The sequence below is a fragment of the Ferribacterium limneticum genome (genome assembly GCF_020510585.1).
Taxonomy (GTDB): Bacteria; Pseudomonadota; Gammaproteobacteria; order Burkholderiales; family Rhodocyclaceae; genus Azonexus.
The window spans coordinates 1,317,884-1,333,784 of record NZ_CP075190.1; the positions used below are offsets into that span (position 1 = coordinate 1,317,884).

The 15,901-nt window shown below is 59.5% G+C and carries 17 protein-coding genes; 12 read left to right on the forward strand and 5 right to left on the reverse strand.

Annotated elements, in window-relative coordinates:
- Window positions 1–56: 56 nt before the first annotated feature.
- From KI613_RS06305 to KI613_RS06355, 10 genes are all read left to right on the forward strand, one after another.
- Window positions 57–1,628 (forward strand): DUF1302 family protein, encoded by a 1,572-nt coding sequence (locus KI613_RS06305; RefSeq protein WP_226404340.1) that lies wholly within the window; start codon window positions 57–59, stop codon window positions 1,626–1,628.
- 15 nt (window positions 1,629–1,643) lie between these two features.
- Window positions 1,644–2,969 carry a DUF1329 domain-containing protein gene (locus KI613_RS06310; protein ID WP_226404342.1) on the forward strand — a complete coding sequence of 442 codons (1,326 nt, stop codon included), beginning with the start codon at window positions 1,644–1,646 and terminating at the stop codon, window positions 2,967–2,969.
- A gap of 85 nt (window positions 2,970–3,054) precedes the next feature.
- A complete protein-coding gene (locus KI613_RS21440) occupies window positions 3,055–4,446 on the forward strand; it encodes a 3-oxoacid CoA-transferase (RefSeq protein WP_455424130.1) in 1,392 nt (463 codons plus the stop codon).
- Entirely contained in the window at window positions 4,443–4,661 is a 219-nt protein-coding gene (locus tag KI613_RS06325) for a hypothetical protein (RefSeq protein WP_226404344.1), read from the forward strand. The genes KI613_RS21440 and KI613_RS06325 overlap by 4 nt, the downstream gene beginning before the upstream one ends.
- Complete coding sequence (gene pcaC / locus KI613_RS06330; protein WP_226404346.1) at window positions 4,654–5,037, forward strand: 4-carboxymuconolactone decarboxylase; 384 nt, start codon at window positions 4,654–4,656, stop codon at window positions 5,035–5,037. The genes KI613_RS06325 and pcaC overlap by 8 nt, the downstream gene beginning before the upstream one ends.
- Before the next feature lie 292 nt (window positions 5,038–5,329).
- Entirely contained in the window at window positions 5,330–5,797 is a 468-nt protein-coding gene (locus KI613_RS06335) for an NUDIX hydrolase (RefSeq protein WP_226404347.1), read from the forward strand.
- The gene (locus KI613_RS06340) at window positions 5,790–6,557 is read left to right on the forward strand and encodes a hypothetical protein (protein WP_226404348.1); all 768 of its coding nucleotides are present in this window, start codon (window positions 5,790–5,792) and stop codon (window positions 6,555–6,557) included. The genes KI613_RS06335 and KI613_RS06340 overlap by 8 nt, the downstream gene beginning before the upstream one ends.
- The gene (locus KI613_RS06345; RefSeq protein ID WP_226404349.1) at window positions 6,554–7,186 is read left to right on the forward strand and encodes a NeuD/PglB/VioB family sugar acetyltransferase; all 633 of its coding nucleotides are present in this window, start codon (window positions 6,554–6,556) and stop codon (window positions 7,184–7,186) included. The genes KI613_RS06340 and KI613_RS06345 overlap by 4 nt, the downstream gene beginning before the upstream one ends.
- A gap of 11 nt (window positions 7,187–7,197) precedes the next feature.
- On the forward strand, window positions 7,198–7,911 hold the full coding sequence (locus KI613_RS21370; protein WP_226404350.1) for a histidine phosphatase family protein: 714 nt from the start codon (window positions 7,198–7,200) through the stop codon (window positions 7,909–7,911).
- On the forward strand, window positions 7,794–8,339 hold the full coding sequence (locus tag KI613_RS06355; RefSeq protein WP_226404351.1) for an NUDIX hydrolase: 546 nt from the start codon (window positions 7,794–7,796) through the stop codon (window positions 8,337–8,339). Before KI613_RS21370 ends, KI613_RS06355 begins: the two co-directional genes overlap by 118 nt.
- A gap of 353 nt (window positions 8,340–8,692) precedes the next feature.
- Here the strand turns inward: KI613_RS06355 and KI613_RS06360 are convergent, their stop codons facing one another.
- Entirely contained in the window at window positions 8,693–9,244 is a 552-nt protein-coding gene (locus tag KI613_RS06360) for a hypothetical protein (RefSeq protein ID WP_226404352.1), read from the reverse strand.
- Between the two features lie 136 nt (window positions 9,245–9,380).
- Between KI613_RS06360 and KI613_RS06365 the strand changes: the two genes are divergently transcribed.
- The gene (locus tag KI613_RS06365; RefSeq protein WP_226404353.1) at window positions 9,381–11,165 is read left to right on the forward strand and encodes a GspE/PulE family protein; all 1,785 of its coding nucleotides are present in this window, start codon (window positions 9,381–9,383) and stop codon (window positions 11,163–11,165) included.
- A 70-nt stretch (window positions 11,166–11,235) separates the two neighbouring features.
- Here the strand turns inward: KI613_RS06365 and KI613_RS06370 are convergent, their stop codons facing one another.
- The 3 genes from KI613_RS06370 to nth are packed head-to-tail and all read right to left on the reverse strand — an operon-like array spanning window position 11,236 to window position 13,305.
- Window positions 11,236–11,667 carry a DUF1841 family protein gene (locus KI613_RS06370; RefSeq protein ID WP_226404354.1) on the reverse strand — a complete coding sequence of 144 codons (432 nt, stop codon included), beginning with the start codon at window positions 11,665–11,667 and terminating at the stop codon, window positions 11,236–11,238.
- Window positions 11,660–12,676 carry an FIST C-terminal domain-containing protein gene (locus KI613_RS06375; protein WP_226404355.1) on the reverse strand — a complete coding sequence of 339 codons (1,017 nt, stop codon included), beginning with the start codon at window positions 12,674–12,676 and terminating at the stop codon, window positions 11,660–11,662. The genes KI613_RS06370 and KI613_RS06375 overlap by 8 nt, the downstream gene beginning before the upstream one ends.
- Complete coding sequence (nth, locus tag KI613_RS06380; RefSeq protein WP_226404356.1) at window positions 12,673–13,305, reverse strand: endonuclease III; 633 nt, start codon at window positions 13,303–13,305, stop codon at window positions 12,673–12,675. The genes KI613_RS06375 and nth overlap by 4 nt, the downstream gene beginning before the upstream one ends.
- Window positions 13,306–13,391: 86 nt before the next feature.
- Between nth and KI613_RS06385 the strand changes: the two genes are divergently transcribed.
- Entirely contained in the window at window positions 13,392–14,801 is a 1,410-nt protein-coding gene (locus KI613_RS06385) for a sensor domain-containing diguanylate cyclase (RefSeq protein ID WP_226404357.1), read from the forward strand.
- On the opposite strand, the gene KI613_RS06390 is transcribed toward KI613_RS06385, so the two are convergent.
- Complete coding sequence (locus tag KI613_RS06390) at window positions 14,790–15,863, reverse strand: RNA methyltransferase (RefSeq protein WP_226404358.1); 1,074 nt, start codon at window positions 15,861–15,863, stop codon at window positions 14,790–14,792. The genes KI613_RS06385 and KI613_RS06390 overlap by 12 nt on opposite strands.
- Window positions 15,864–15,901 lie beyond the last annotated feature (38 nt).

The window sequence follows — 15,901 nt, forward strand, 5'->3', positions numbered from 1 at the left end:
CCGCCGCAGGTCGCGGTGGGCTTTATCCAGCAGTACCACTACCAAGGAGATGGGACATGAGGGAATTGAAAAAAAGGACGCGGACGCCGGCGAAGATCGGTGCCGCTGTCATCGGTCTCGGGCTGTGCAGTGCCGCCGCCCTGGCCGATGAGGGCATGGCGAGCGGCGACGGCGGGGATTTCAGCTTCCGCCTCGGCGGCTATGCCCGCGGCTGGGCATCGATGAACCTGGAGAACCAGCCTGAACTCGAGCAGGTCGGCAAGTCGAGCCGCAACAAGCTGTCAATGGTGCGCGGCTCGCTCCTGCTCAATGCCGACGCCAAGACCGGCCCGGTCAAGTGGAAGGCCATCGGACGCTTCGACCGCGAGTACAAGACGAACTACCTGAATGACCTCGAAGACCTCCGTGCGACCAACGGCACGGCGGCCAACGGCGAGAGCAGCAACATCCTCGACAATTACAACGCCGAGGAACTGCGGGAATTCTGGGCCGAATTCCCGATCGGCGAGCGCGCCACCGTCAAGATCGGCAAGCAGCAGCTGGTCTGGGGCGAGTCCGACTTCTTCCACGCGATGGATCTGGTCAACGGCTACGACCTCTCCTGGCGGCTGTTCTTTGAAGGCGAGAACGAAGAGTGGCGCAAGCCGCTAATTATGGTGTCGACCAAGATCCGGGTACCCGAAGCCAACGGCATGCTGGCCGGTTTCGTCCGCCCCGGCCTCGACCGCTGCAAGGACATCGGCAATACCTACGACATCCGCGGCGGCCGCTGGTTCTTCCAGCCCTACCGTGGCTATGACCTGACCGCCGTCACCGATAAGGACTGCAATCATCCGTCCGGCGACTATGACGACTGGACCGGCGGCGTGCGTTGGTCGGGCGAACTCGCCGGGCTGAACTACTCGCTGGCCTGGCTGCGCACCTTCGCCGCCGACCCGGTGGCCAATTCGGTCTTCGCGCCGTACCAGAAGGCGCCGACCGGCGCGTTCTTCGACCTGATCCACCCGAAGATATCGGTGGCCGGGGCGACCGTCAGCGGTTACAGCGACACCCTCGACACCGTCTTCAGCGCCGAGCTCGCCTACACCCGCGACCAGCCCTACAACATCGGCACCGGCAGTCTGGCGGCGCCGACCGTGCCCGGCAACGTCGGCCTCGGTCTGGGCGGCATCAAGTTGAAGGACACCATGACGACCATGCTGCGGGCCGACAAGAACCTGCACTTCGAAGACCTGCTCGGCACTTCGCGGCCGTCGTTCTCGTCAATCCAGCTGTTCGATACCTACATCGTCGATTTCAACAAGAGCGACGACCTGGTCCGGTTGTTTGCCTACGGTACGCGGCTGACCGAGCACAGCACCATCCTGACTGCCTTCACCACGCTCAACTATCGGAACGACACCATCAACCCCGGGCTGGCCGTCGGCATCGACCTGAGCCACGGCGGCGGTTTTGCCATTCCCAGCGTCTCCTTCGTCCTCGACGATCACTGGACGGCCAAGGCCGAGGCCGACATTTTCTGGGCGAGCCATTCGAACAAGCAGCAGTTCAGCAATCAGTCGTCGCAGTTGTTCGGCTATTTCGACAAGGCGAGCCAGCTGGTATTTCGCATTACCCGGCAGTTCTAATCAAGGAGACAAACCATGTACAAGCAACAATCGACAGATGGACAACGCTTCGGCAGACGCTGCCCGGCGTTGTTGGCGGCCTTCGGCCTCGGCCTGACCCTGGGTTGCGGCAGTGCCGCGGCGGCGGAACTGAGCGAAGGCACGATGATCACCAAGGACAACTACGACAAGCTCAAGACCGATACCTTCGAGAGCAAGACCATCGCCAGCATGGTGCCGGAGAAGCTCGAGTGGATGATCAAGAACTACAACCTGACCATCAAGCTCGCCCACTCGAAGAAAATCGAGATGGACCCGAAGTATGTCGAGGCGACCAAGAAGTACTCCAAGGACGTCCAGTTCAACCCGGCCGACCGGACCATCAGCGGCTGGAAGGCGGGCATGCCGTTCCCGCCCGAGACGATCAAGATGGACGACCCGCATGCCGGCGACAAGGTTATCTGGAACCTGCGCGCCGCCACCTACGGCGCCACCATGGACCTGCGTGACATTGCCTGGGCCTTCCTCGATGCCAAGAAGGGTTACGAGCGGGTGCAGGCCTTCCAGTCGCGCCGCTACTACATGGAAGGGCGGCTGGACGGTGGCCCGGTCTCGGTTGGCGACGGCACGGTGGCGCAGAAGACCTACTTCGTCGCCCACTACCCGGAGGACATCCGCGGCCTGGGTACCTTCTCCCAGCGCTACAACCAGGCCGACTCGAAGAAGCCAGACGACGCCTACGCCTACCTGAAGTCCGTGCGGCGCATCCGGCGCCTGTCCGGCGGCGCCTGGATGGATCCGATCGGCGGCACCGACCAGCTCTATGACGATTGGGATATCTGGGACGCTTCGCCGACCAAGTACGTTCAGAACAAGCTGATCGAGAAGCGCTGGGTATTGGCTATCGCCCACAGCCCGGAAATGAGCGTGGACACCAAGCAGCCGTGGTCCGAGCCGCAGAAGCGCTTCCCGCGCATCAACATGAGCGAGGCGCCGTACTGCAATCCGGCCAAGGACATCGGCTGGGAGCCGCGCGAGGTGTACGTGGTCGAAGGCACGCCGCCCGCGGAGCACCCGTACAGCAAGAAGGTGGCCTACATCGAGGTCGATTTCCCGCGCCCGTACCTGGGCTACGCCCTCGACCGCAAGGGCGAGTTCTGGAAGATGTTCGTCTTCCAGAACCGGCCTGACGTCGGTGACGACGGCTACAAGGCGGTGATGCCGGTGATCGGTCACATCATCGACGTCAAGCGCGGTCATGCGACCAACTGGTCGTCCAACATGAAGTCGAATCCGAAGGGCGTGAAGGAGAACGACGTCGCTCTCAACAACCTCGAGGAAGTCGCCACCGGCGGCCGGTAAGCAGACAGCGGGAAGGCGGGCGGGCCGGCTCGCCCACCTTCCCGGAGCGCAGCTTTCGATACGAAGCGAAATGGAGAAGCAGGAAATGAGCAAGGAATATGCAAGCGCCGGGGCGGCGCTCGACGGGCTGCTGTTCGACGGCATGACCCTGGCGGCCGGCGGCTTCGGCCTGTGCGGCATCCCCGAGAACCTGATCGGGGCATTGCTGGAATCCGGCACGAAGGATCTGACCATCGTCGGCAACAATGCCGGCGTCGACGATTTCGGCATGGGGCCGTTGCTCAAGACGCGGCAGGTCAAGAAGGTCGTCGCGTCGTACGTTGGCGAGAACAAGGAGTTCGAACGCCAGGTGCTGGCCGGCGAACTGGAGCTCGAACTGGTGCCGCAGGGTACCCTGGCCGAGCGTCTGCGCGCTGGCGGGGCTGGCATTCCGGGCTTCTACACGCGGACTGCCTTTGGCACTCGATTGGCCGAAGGCAAGGAAACCCGCCATTTCGACGACCAGGAATACGTGCTGGAACCGGCTATCCGGGCCGATGTGGCCATCGTCAAGGCCTGGAAGGGCGACCATGCCGGCAACCTGGTTTTCCGCAAGACGGCGCGCAATTTCAACCCGATGATCGCCACCTGTGGCCGGGTTACGGTGGCCGAAGTTGAGGAACTGGTCGCGCCGGGCCAACTCGATCCGGACCAGATCCACACGCCGGGAATTTACGTGGACCGCATCATTCAGGGCGCCGGCTATCAGAAGCGTATCGAGTTCCGCACCACGGCCGGCGGCGCGACGCCGGGAAAGCAGGATCCGCTGCGCGAACGGATGGCCCGGCGGGCCGCGCAGGAATTGCGCAGCGGCTATTACGTCAATCTCGGCATCGGCATCCCGACGCTGGTCGCCAACTACATTCCCGAGGGCATGCACGTCACGCTGCAGTCGGAAAACGGCTTGCTCGGCATCGGTCCCTTTCCAGGCAGCGAAGATGTCGATGCCGACCTGATCAACGCCGGTAAGCAGACCATCACCAGCATTCCCGGCAGCAGTTTCTTTTCCAGCGCCGATTCCTTCGCGATGATTCGCGGCGGCCACATTGACCTGTCCATCCTCGGCGGTCTGGAAGTCTCGGAGAACGGTGACCTGGCCAACTGGATGGTGCCCGGCAAGATGGTCAAGGGGCCGGGCGGGGCGATGGACCTGGTGTCGGGTGTCGGGCGCGTCATCGTCCTGATGGAGCACACGGCAAAGGACGGGGCGGCGAAGATTCTGCCCAATTGCAGCCTGCCGCTGACCGGCAAGGGCGTGGTGGACATGATCATCACTGACCTCTGCGTATTCACCGTCAATGCGGGCGGTGGCCTGACCTTGAGCGAACTGCACCCCGGCATTTCGGTGGCCGAGGTCAGGGCAAAAACAGCTTGCAGCTTCTCCGTGTCGCCGGGCCTCAGCGCGCGCCATGCCACGGAGCTTGCTGCCGTCTCATGAAGGCCGATGCTGCCACGGCGGGCGGTGGCCTGTCGTGGCTCGGCAATTCGCGTGAAACGATAGATCTGGTCGGCAAGCTGTGGGATATTGAGTGCCGCCATTTGCTCGGGAAACTGACCCGGGCCGAGTACCGGCGCGCCATTGTGGCGCTGCGCGGCGACTCGGCAAGATGGCGCTCGCCAACTGCCAACTCAAGGAGAAAGATCGATGACTGATGCCTATATCGAAGGGCTTGAAGTGCGCCGACAGGTCATGGGCGACGAGTTCGTCGACAAGGCTTTTGCCAATGCCACGGAATTCACCCGACCCTTGCAGGATTTCATTACCGCCAACGCCTGGGGTTCCGTCTGGTGCCGCGGCGGCATTGATCTGAAAACGCGTAGCCTGATCACGATAGCCATGCTGACCGCCTTGGGGCGGCAACACGAATTGCGCGGGCATGTCCGGGGGGCGCTCAACAACGGCGCATCCGCCGCGGAAATTCAGGAAGTTCTTCTCCACGCTACCGTCTATTGCGGCGTGCCGCTGGCTGCCGATGCCTTTCGGACGGCAGAGCCGATCCTTGCCGAGCAGGCGTTGATCAGCCCTTGATCAGAGTGCTGTCGCTTTCCACGACGGAAAGTGACCGTAAAAGCGACGGTTGATCGAGCGTCATGCTGATTTTTGCAATCCCACGGTCAACCGGAATTTTTGCCCAAAAATGAAATGCCGGTTGCCCGGAATCTGATCGGCCTTAGTTTTACTTTGTCTGTCTTTAGCGTCCGTTCCAGGCACTATTACTGTAACTTTCTTCGCGCGGCAACCCAATATATGCATAAAACATTGAACAAGCCTGGATGAAATGCTTAGGTAGAATGACTTGATTACTACCCTTGGAGTGTTTATGACATCGGATCGTCCAGAACGGACAGTACGTGTAGAAAAGGAAACGCTCTACCTCTTCCCTGATTCCGCATGTGCCGTACACACATTCATCGCAAGGCCAAACACGCTGATCTTGGTGAAGCAGTGGCGCCCATTCCATGGGGTTTATACGCTTGAGCTCCCCGGTGGACGAGTGGAATTAGGTGAGTCCCCTGAAGAAGCTGCTGTTCGGGAACTTTGGGAGGAGACAGGCATTGCTGGGAAGGCTATGGAGAAACTGTTCAAACTAGATATGGATTTTTCAGTATCTAACCATTGCACACAGCTTGTACGAACGAATTCCCCAGAGCCTCTAACGCTTAGGGACGAAGTAATTCTACTTGAATTGGAAGAAGCATTTGATGCGCTAAAGTCGCAGAAAATTACACATGCCCCAACTGTTACCGCCATTTTGCTATTGATAGCTGAGAGATCAATCAATGGATGATTTGTTTAATTTTTCAATAACTGATTGGCGGGGTGCTATTGCCGGATCCTCGGTGACCATTATTCTTGGTGCGATTGGCTACATATGGACGCAACTAACAGAGCTTAGGCATAATTTTGTCGCTAGAAATTTATGGAAGCCATTCCTTAGCAACCCACGTGAAACATCGGTTGTTTTGACCACAAAGGATAGCAACCGAAAAAGTGGAACCCAAAAAGTTAGCCTTAGCGAGGTGCAAGCCTTTTCCGAACTTCGGAGTACTTTGTCGCGCCTAAAAATTGATACTAATTTAGTGCAAGACCCTGATGCAGATTTGGCAAAGCTTTCAGGTAAACATATTATATCTATCGGTGGGCCAAAAAATAATAACGTAACCAGAGAGATTCTCGCTTTGGCTGCCAATAAATACAGAATTCCATTTTTTTATGATGAAACAAGAGAGTGTCTTCAAGAAGGAAATAATCAATTTTTAAGTGAAGAGGCACAAGATGGTACTCTTTTAAAAGATTATGGTTTTGTTATCAGAGTAACGGGGTTGAACGGCAATGGAAAGATATCTTATTTGGTTGCATTTGGGCTGCGTGGTAGAGGCACTTGGGGTGCTGTGAAAGCTCTAACTGCCGACGATAAATTAATGTTGAAAATTGATTCGTATGTTGGAAAAAATGATTTTGCAATGCTCATTGAATTCAACTTCAATCACAATTTATTGATTGGAACAAAAATACTAGCTGCCAATGCTCTGATACCAGTAATATGAATCTTTTGATTATTGGAGGATCAACCCTTGGCATAACAGTCGCTGAGATTGCGAAAAGAACTGGGGTTTTTAATGTTGAAGGTTTTGTAGATGACTCACCTGAGAATCTTCCACCAAGCTCTGCCTCTTTGTTCTGGGGAAAAACAAATAGCCTTTCTGTAAAAAATACAAAAGGCAGAAAACTTATAATTGCAGTTGGAAATAATAAAAATAGGCAAAGATTGTTTTCGCATATTTTTTCGATGGGCCTTGAGTCTTCCCTTGTAAATATAATTGACCCAGCAGCAATTTTTCTTGGTGACGTATCTATTGGATGTGGCAGTGTTATTTTTCCTGGTGCGATAATAGGTCCTCAAGTAGCGTTTGGAAAATGCGTTCTAGCCAATGCTAATAGTTTTATAGGAGCGATGAGTAATGTTGGCTCCTTTACTAATATCTGCCCTGGCGCTTCGATTGGGTCGTCCACTTGTATCGGAGATGGGACATACATCGGCATGAGGGCAAGTATTATCCAGAATTTAAATATCGCTCCGGACGTTGTAATTGGTGCTGGTGCATCTGTGATAACAAATCTGAATGAGACAGGCACTTTTGCGGGGACTCCAGCCCGCCAGATTTCTTTGAACTAGGCTGTAAAATTGTGCGCGTAATTCTAGTTCGTCACGGAGAGAGCAAAAAGAATCTAATTGATATTATCGGTGGATTCGGTGATGGCCTTACAGTAAAAGGCTGCTTAGCAGCGAGACGAGTAGGTGCACACCTTAGTCGGCAAGTCCCGCCGATCGAGCATCTTGTATTTGCCCCGACCGTGCAGACTAGGCAAACAGCTATATTAATAGAGAAAAAATTACATAAGCCTAAGATGTACGAATCTCCTCTATTAATACCAATAGATCTTGGGGAATTATCCGGACTAAAAGTTGACGAGGCCCGCGCCAAATACCCTTTCGCAATGTATGAATTAGAACGCTGGAATCGAAGAGAGATTGAAATATCTGACGTCGCTATCCCTGGCATACAAAATATTTCCAATTTCTTCTGTCAAGGACTTCAACTACTATATTCTGCAAAAAAATCGGGCGTTAAGAGTATTTGTATTGTCGCAACGCGCTCTTCTTTAATTCTATTAAAAAATATTAAGCTGAGGTGCACTCCAGAAAAAGGTGGAAATTACCTCAATAGTTATTTTGATTACACACACCCGGTATCTTTTCGACTAACAGCTCAGGATCTGCAATGGATCAGGAATCAACTTCAGACAAGGTTGTCGCGGAATGGGACTTTGGGGCGTATAGCGTCACATCGTTCGATGCAGTTAAGGAAAACGGCGCCCTGGATCGTTTCAATGTATTAAAGTGCCCAGATTGGGTGAATGTGCTGGCTACGTTACCTTCCGGGCACTTTGTCCTAGTCCGCCAGTTTCGCTATTCCTTAGGCAGAGAAACATTGGAACTGCCAGGTGGCATTGTCGGATGTGGAGTAACCCCTCTGCAGGCGGCGCAAGAGGAGTTGTTGGAGGAAACGGGGTTTGTTGGAGGTGAGTGGTTTCCACTTGGCAGTTATTTAGCAAATGCGGGACTCCAAAACAATTTCGTACACTCGTTTTTCTGCCGCAATCCGTCACAACAATTGGGTGTGGAGCCAGAGGAAGGCGCAACCGTTCAATTTTTGCTTCCCAAAGAGGTCTGGCAGGCACTCCATGGCGGCGAACTTTGCCAAGCTTTCGCACTCGCCTCGGTATTTATGGCTTTAGAGCAAGGCTTGATAACCATATTGCGGTAAGTGGCCTTTCTACTTCGACTGGTTTTATTTTTCGCCCGACGCACCGAGACGGCAATGGAAAGCAAAGTTGTCGCTCTGGCGGTTTTTACACAGTGGCCCGTTATGGCCCAACATCTGCCTGTGAGATATCCTTCTGGGCGCCTGCTCAACTTCGATAGCCGTTTATCCCCAGATTGCTTCACCGCCTGGAATGGGCTCCCACCAGACCAACCATCGCTTCTAATTACCCCCAACAAAAAGGAACCCGAGAGGTTCCTTTTTGTTGGGCTGCTATCCCGTTGATTGTCCAATCCCACGGTCAACCGGAAAAATTGTCCAAAAATGAAATGCCGGTTGCCCGGCATTTCGTCGCTTTATTTCACGCCGAACTGCTCACGCAGGCAGGCTTTGTGTTCCGGGCCGATTTTGTCCTGGCAGGCGGCGCGGGCTTTTTGGTGTTGCTCGCAGCGGGCCTGATTTGGGGCTTTGCTGCAGTCGACCGGCGGCATTTTCTGTTGCATGCACTGGCGGCGGGCGGGGCCGGTCTGGCCCTGGCATTCCTTGTAGGCCATCTTGCGCGCTTCGCATTGTTGCGGGTTGCCGGCCTTGGTGCAGTCGAAGTTTTGCCGCTGTTCCTGCATGCATTGTCGGCGTTGCGGGCCGGCGGTGTTCTTGCAGGCTTCCCGAGCCTGGGTGCGGGCTTCGCGGTGGGCGGTGCAGGCGGCGGGGTTCGGGGCCTGGCTGCAGTCACGCGGGGCGCGGGCGCGCGGGCCGCCGCCTTGCATCATCCCGGCGCCGCCGCCGGGGCCCATGCCGTTCATGCCGCCGCCCATTCCTCCCGGGCCTTGAGCAGGCTGGGCGCTGGCCGGCAGGCAGATCAGGGAAGCCAGCAGGGCGCTGGCGATCATCATCAGGCGGGTTTTCATTTTTCGCTCCTTGCGAGTGGGGTACAGCTTCATTCTAGGTGCATGAAATGGAATGTTCCCGGCAAGTTGTAAAGGTCTGCAAACAGAGTGCTTTCTGGTTACAAATCGTTACCTGCTGCGTGCTATATTGCCGCGCATGAGTGACAAGAATATCGGCGAACACCGCCTGGCACTGACCGAAGTGCTCGACTGGATGGTGGAGGATGGGCTGGTCAGCCAGGAGGCGGCTGATATGCTCAAGAGCGAGCGTCGCCTGCATGGCGGCAAGACGCATCCCCTGGTTGTCATCGCCGATCAGAAATGGCGACAGGCCGGTCCGCCCACCCGCCTGCTCACGCTGGAAGTGCTGACCGAATGGCTGGCTGGCCGGGTCGGCCTCGACTACCAGCATATCGACCCGCTCAAGATCGATTTCACCGGTGTCGCCGAGGTCATGTCGAGCGCCTACGCGGCGCGTTTCGGCATTCTGCCGGTACAGGTGACGACGCGCGAGATCGTCATCGCGACGGCCGAGCCCTTCGTCCGCGAATGGGTCGAGGAGTTGCAGCAGATCCTGCGCAAGCAGATTCGCCGCGTCATGGCCAATCCCGAGGACATCAGCCGTTACCTCGTCGAGTTTTTCAATCTCGCCAAGTCGGTCAAGAAGGCAGCGGCCCGGGGCGATGTGACGTCCGGCCTGTCGAGCTTCGAGCAACTGGTCGAACTCGGCAAGGTCAACAAGCAGTTCGACGCCAACGACCAGCACATCGTCCATATTGTGGATTGGCTGTGGCAGTACGCCTTCGACCAGCGTGCTTCCGACATCCACATCGAGCCGCGGCGCACTCTGGGCATCGTCCGCTTCCGGATCGACGGCGTACTGCATCAGGTTTACCAGATTCCGATGGCCGTCATGAACGCGATGACCAGCCGCATCAAGCTGCTCGGGCGCATGGACGTCATCGAAAAACGCCGGCCGCAGGATGGCCGGATCAAGACGCGGACGCCGGCCGGGCAGGAGGTCGAGCTGCGCTTGTCGACGCTGCCGACGGCCTTCGGCGAAAAGCTCGTCATGCGAATTTTCGACCCCGAAGTGCTGGTTCGCGATTTCCGTTCGCTGGGCTTCTCGGACGAAGACCAGGCGCGCTGGAAGCAGATGACTGCTACGCCGAACGGCATCATCCTGGTCACCGGCCCGACCGGCTCGGGCAAGACGACGACGCTGTACACCACGCTGAAACAGCTGGCGACGCCGGAAGTGAACGTGTGCACCATCGAAGACCCGATCGAAATGGTCGAGGCTTCGTTTAACCAGATGCAGGTCAGCCCGGCCATCGAGCTCGGCTTTTCCGACGGCGTGCGCGCCCTCATGCGGCAGGACCCGGACATCGTCATGATCGGTGAAATACGCGATCTGGAAACGGCCGAAATGGCCATCCAGGCGGCGCTGACCGGTCACCTCGTGCTGTCCACGCTGCACACCAACGACGCGCCTTCGGCCATCACCCGTCTGCTCGACCTCGGCGTGCCGGCCTATCTGATCAACTCGACGCTGCTCGGCGTCATGGCCCAGCGTCTGGTCCGCACCCTGTGCCCGCATTGCAAGAAAGCCGTGGCGCCGCGCGAAGAGCAGCGCGCCGCCTGGCGTTCGCTGGTCGCCCCGTGGAAATCGGCCGAGCCGACCCAGATCTGGCAGCCGGTTGGTTGCCTGGAATGCCGGATGACCGGCTATTCCGGCCGGGTCGGCGTCTATGAAATCCTGGTGAACTCCCCGGAAATTCGCCGCATGATCAAACCGCTCACTGAGATTCCCAAGTTGCGCGAACAGGCCTTCCGCGAAGGCATGCGCCCGCTGCGCATTTCCGGCGCGCTCAAGGTGGCGCAGGGCGCGACATCGCTCGAAGAAGTCATCAAGGTCGCGCCGCCGTCGGACGATAGCTAGGCCAAAATTTCGATTTTGGCCTTTATTTCCGGTTGACCGTGGAAGTGCGGTTTCGCGGCCGATTCAACCCCTAAATCAGGCTAGCCTTGCGCTTCACGGCATCGACGTAGGCCATCGCATCCATCGGCTGGCCCTGGCTCTGGGCGCGCCAGATCGTTTCGCCCAGGCAGTCGAGCAGCACGTGCTCGGCGTCGTGCGGGTCCATGCGGGCGCGCAGTTGCTCAAAAGCCATGCGGATGCCAGGCGGCTGGTCGATGCTGACCTGTTCGTGGATGGCGAGGTGCAGCGAGAGGTGGAGGAAGGGGTTCATGGCCCCGCCTTCCGGCGTCCATTCCTTGTCGATAGCAGCCTTCGGATCGTTGAGCAGCGGGTGGTATTCCGGGTGGCGGGCGGCGATGTCGGCGGCGGTGACTTCGGCGCCTACTAGCGGCAGGCGGTCGACGTGTTTTTTCCAGGCATCGCAAAAGAAGAGGCGGACCTGCTCGCGGGAGGGATTAAACATGAGCGCTTTCGAACAATAAGGTGAGTGCAGTGTTGTGGAACAGGCGGTTGTGGCCGGCCAGCGGCGCGATTTGCCCGGTGCCGTAGGCGCCGAGCAGTGGCGTGTCGGGAAAGGTGTCGCGGAAGGCGACGAGGTCGCGGTCGTCGTTGCCGTAAAACAGCGGGCCGCGGCCGATGCAGGAAAACATCAGGGCGAAATTTGGCCGTTTTTTCGGGTTGACCGTGGCAGTCAGCGCTTCGCGCATTTCCTGCTCGGCGGCGAGCGGCTGGCGGATGGCCCAGATGATCGTCTCGCCATCGGACAGGCTTTCGGCCAGGGTCAGCGAGCCATCGGCGTTGGCCGAGAGGAGGGCGATGCCCGGCGCATCGGGCTGGCGCAGTGCAACGATGTGGTGCAGGGGCGGGCGTTCGCGCAATTCGGCGGGCAGGGCGCGACGCAGGCTGTCGACGGCGCTGTGGCCGCCGACCCGGCGCAACTCATAGCCGGCGCATTGCTCGACGGGCAGCGGCTCGCCAAGCAGGCGCAGGCCGGACGAGCGGACCAGGCGGGCATTGACGCCGGGCAGGTGAAACTCGGCGCAGCCATTTTCCGCCGTGCGACCATGCGACCAGGTGGCGGCATCGGTGTCGAGCATCCCGATCCGCTCGGTGCCGTCCTGCCAATCGAAGGGCAAGCGGCCATGGCCGCTGAACGAGAGCAGCGGCGATTCGGCCGGGACGTCGCTGGTCTGCGCTGAATAAACGAGGGCCGCCGCCGCCGGCTGGTCAAGTTGCCAGCCGCGCTCGGTGAATAGCCCGCTGGCCGTGCTGCCACTGACCGAAAGGCAGCCGGCGGCACGCGCCGCAGCGAGTACAGCAGGCTGCGCATGGCGGCAGAAATCATGGGTCAGAAGAAGGATGACGTTATCGGCGCGCGCCAGCCCGGCAGCCGCCAGTGCCGCCTCGACGGCGGCCTGGGCCAGCTCCGCTTCCGGCCGCTGGCCGGCAACGAGGGCGGTGGCGACTTTCATACGCTCTTGCTGCGGTAGCTGCACAGGTCGAGCACGATGCAGCGGCCGCAGTCCGGCTTGCGCGCCTTGCAGACGTAGCGGCCGTGCAGGATCAGCCAGTGGTGGGCGTCCTTCTTGAATTCGTCGGGCGTCACCTTGAGCAGCTTCTTTTCGACTTCCTCGACCGTCTTGCCGGGGGCCAGCCCGGTGCGGTTGCCGAGGCGAAAGATGTGCGTGTCGACGGCAATGGTCGGCTGACCGAACGCCGTATTGAGCACGACATTGGCCGTCTTGCGGCCGACGCCGGGCAGGGCTTCGAGCGCCGCCCGGTCGTCCGGCACTTCGCCGTCGTGCAGTTCGAGCAGCATGCGGCAGGTGGCGATGACGTTTTTGGCCTTGGTCCGGTACAGGCCGATGGTCTTGATGTAGTCGGTCAGGCCCTCTTCGCCGAGCGCCAGCATGGCGGACGGGGTTGGCGCCACCGGGTAGAGCCGGGCCGTCGCCTTGTTGACGCCGACGTCAGTGGCCTGCGCTGAGAGGATGACGGCGATCAGCAACTGGAAGGGCGTCGCGTAGTGCAGTTCGGTGGTCGGCGCCGGATTGGCGTCGCGCAGGCGGGAGTAGAACTGCTCGATATTGGCTTTTTTCACGGCGGGGGGAGTGTGTGGATTGTCAGGCGCGGCGGGATGCGCCATATTGTCACAAACAATTCTACCTGACAGGGAGGTCAGACCCGATGCCGCTTACAACAGATGGCAGCCTCAATGTGCTGACCCAGTGGCTGGAAGTCAATCCGGTGGCAACGGTCATCATCGACGCGCAGCATCGGGTGACCCACTGGAATCCGGCCTGTGCGGCCCTGACTGGAGTGTCGGCGACGCAGATGATCGGCTGCGCCGAGCCGTGGCGGGCCTTCTACGACGCGCCGCGGCCGATTCTCGCTGATCTCGTGGTAGACCTCGCCAGCGATACGGTGCTCGAACAGTATTACCCCGGTAAATTCCGGCGTGTGGTGGCCGAGGATGCTGTCTATGAAGCGGAGGATTTTTTCACCGCTTGCGGCGAAGGTGGTCGCTGGCTGTCCTTCTCCGCCGCGCCCATTCGCAATGCGGCGGGCGACATCATCGGGGCCATCGAAACCCTGCAGGATGTCACCGAACGACGCCGGGCCGAGGCGGCATTGCGCGATAGCGAGGCTTACCTGGCGCAGATCGTCGATGGTTCATCGGTGGCCATGCTGGTCATCGATGCCGGGCACCGCGTCACGCACTGGAACCGCGCCTGCGAGGCGATGACCGGGACGCTGGCGCGCGATGTCATCGGCACCCGCGGTCAGTGGAAAGCTTTCTATCCTTCCGAACGACCGATCATGGCCGATCTGGTCCTCGATGATGCCAGCGAAATTGCTGTCGACCGGCTCTACCACGGTCGCTTCCGGCCCTCCGCGCTGATCCTCGGGGGCTACGAGGCCGAGGACTTCTTCCCGCATTTCGGCTCTAGCGGGCGCTGGCTGTTCTTCACCGCAGCGCCTTTGCGGGACGCCAACGGCGACGTTGTCGGTGCCGTCGAAACGCTGCAGGATGTCAGCGAACGCCGCCGGGCCGAGGAAGCGCTACGCGAAAGCGAGGAGCGCTACCGCTGCCTGAGCCAGACCGATTCGTTGACCGGACTGTTCAACTCCCGTTACCTGCGCGAGCGCCTGCCCGGCGAGCTCGAGCGGACGACACGCTATGGCCGGCCACTGTCGCTGCTGGTTCTCGACTGCGACAATTTCAAGAGCATCAACGACTGCTATGGCCACCTTGAAGGCGACAAGGTATTGCAAAACCTGGCGGAGGTGATCCGGCACTGCCTGCGCCGTTCGGACAGCGCCTACCGCTACGGTGGCGAAGAATTTGTCGTGCTGCTGCCGGAAACCGACTCATCGGCCGCCATGGCGCTGGCCGAACGTCTGCGCAGCATGTTTGCCGCGCAAGAAACGCTGGCGTCGAATGGTGAAAAAATCTGCTGCACCATCAGCATCGGCGTTTCCCGGCACGTGCCGACCGATACTGCGAGCTCCTTGATCCGGCGGGCTGACGAGGCGAGCTACCAGGCCAAGGAACGCGGCAAGAACTGCGTCGTTCTGGAAGGTTCAGCCGGCTGAGCCGGGGCCCGGATCATTTCGTTTTTGGCCAATTTTTCCGGTTGACCGTAGCAACGGACGAGCGCTTTCGCGGGCCCGCAACTGGCCGCAGCCACCATCGACATCCTGCCCGGCCGAGTTGCGCACCGTCGTCCGGATGCCCTGGGCGTGCAGATAGCGGGTCAGTTCGGTGATTCGCTCGACCGATGGCCGCCGGTAGGCAAGCGCCGCCGTCGCGTTGTAGGGGATCAGGTTCATGATCGCGTACTTGCCGGTGAGCAGGCGGACGATGCCGTCCATTTCCGCGAAGCTGTCGTTGATGCCGTCGATCAGCGTCCATTGGTACTGGATCGGATAGCTCGTCGTCCGGGCGTAATGCTCGGCCAGTTCGACCAGTTCGGCCGGGTCGATGCGCGACGCCTTGGGCAGCAACTCGGCGCGCAGTTTCGCGCGGGTCGAATGCAGAGAAATGGCCAGCGCCGGCTTGACGGTTTCCTGCGGCAGCCGCTCGAAAACGCGCAAATCGCCAACCGTCGAGAACACCAGATTCTTGTGCCCGATGCCGCCGGCCGTGCCGAGCAGATCGATGGCTTCGAGCACGTTGTCGATGTTGTGCGACGGCTCGCCCATACCCATGAAAACAACGCGCGTCACTTTGCGCCGGGCGCGGCCGAGGATGACCTGGGCGACCATCTCGCCGCTGCTCACCTGGCGCAGCAGGCCGTCGCGGCCGGTCATGCAAAAAGTACAGCCGACGGCGCAGCCGATCTGCGTCGAGATGCACAGGCCATCACGCGGCAGCAGCACGCTTTCGACGGTCTGGCCATCGGCCAGTTCGACGAGCAGACGCGACGAGCCATCCTCGCCCGGGTGCTCGGAGCGGACGCGAGCCAGCGCCGAGAGTTCATCGTGCAAGCCGGGCAGCGCATTGCGCAGGGCCAGCGGCAGGTAGCTTTCCGGCGGGTGGTTGCGCGGCCCGGCATCGAGCGGTTTGCCCTGCGCCCAGGCGCGCATGACGCGGTCGACGTGGCAATCCTTGGCGCCCGTTGCAAACAGGGCTTGGCGGATGGTTTCGATGCGCACGCGGGCGTTTTCGTCAGGCCCGCAACGGGCCGCCGGGA

Coding starts and splice junctions, on each gene's coding strand:
- KI613_RS21440 (WP_455424130.1), top strand. CDS start 3,055: ATGAGCAAGGAATATGCAAGCGCCGGGGCGGCGCTCGACGGGCTGCTG.
- KI613_RS06325 (WP_226404344.1), top strand. CDS start 4,443: ATGAAGGCCGATGCTGCCACGGCGGGCGGTGGCCTGTCGTGGCTCGGC.
- KI613_RS06355 (WP_226404351.1), top strand. CDS start 7,794: ATGGATCAGGAATCAACTTCAGACAAGGTTGTCGCGGAATGGGACTTT.
- pcaC (WP_226404346.1), top strand. CDS start 4,654: ATGACTGATGCCTATATCGAAGGGCTTGAAGTGCGCCGACAGGTCATG.
- KI613_RS06385 (WP_226404357.1), top strand. CDS start 13,392: ATGCCGCTTACAACAGATGGCAGCCTCAATGTGCTGACCCAGTGGCTG.
- KI613_RS06335 (WP_226404347.1), top strand. CDS start 5,330: ATGACATCGGATCGTCCAGAACGGACAGTACGTGTAGAAAAGGAAACG.
- KI613_RS06375 (WP_226404355.1), bottom strand. CDS start 12,676: ATGAAAGTCGCCACCGCCCTCGTTGCCGGCCAGCGGCCGGAAGCGGAG.
- KI613_RS06360 (WP_226404352.1), bottom strand. CDS start 9,244: ATGAAAACCCGCCTGATGATGATCGCCAGCGCCCTGCTGGCTTCCCTG.
- KI613_RS06370 (WP_226404354.1), bottom strand. CDS start 11,667: ATGTTTAATCCCTCCCGCGAGCAGGTCCGCCTCTTCTTTTGCGATGCC.
- KI613_RS06365 (WP_226404353.1), top strand. CDS start 9,381: ATGAGTGACAAGAATATCGGCGAACACCGCCTGGCACTGACCGAAGTG.
- KI613_RS06310 (WP_226404342.1), top strand. CDS start 1,644: ATGTACAAGCAACAATCGACAGATGGACAACGCTTCGGCAGACGCTGC.
- KI613_RS06305 (WP_226404340.1), top strand. CDS start 57: ATGAGGGAATTGAAAAAAAGGACGCGGACGCCGGCGAAGATCGGTGCC.
- KI613_RS06345 (WP_226404349.1), top strand. CDS start 6,554: ATGAATCTTTTGATTATTGGAGGATCAACCCTTGGCATAACAGTCGCT.
- KI613_RS06340 (WP_226404348.1), top strand. CDS start 5,790: ATGGATGATTTGTTTAATTTTTCAATAACTGATTGGCGGGGTGCTATT.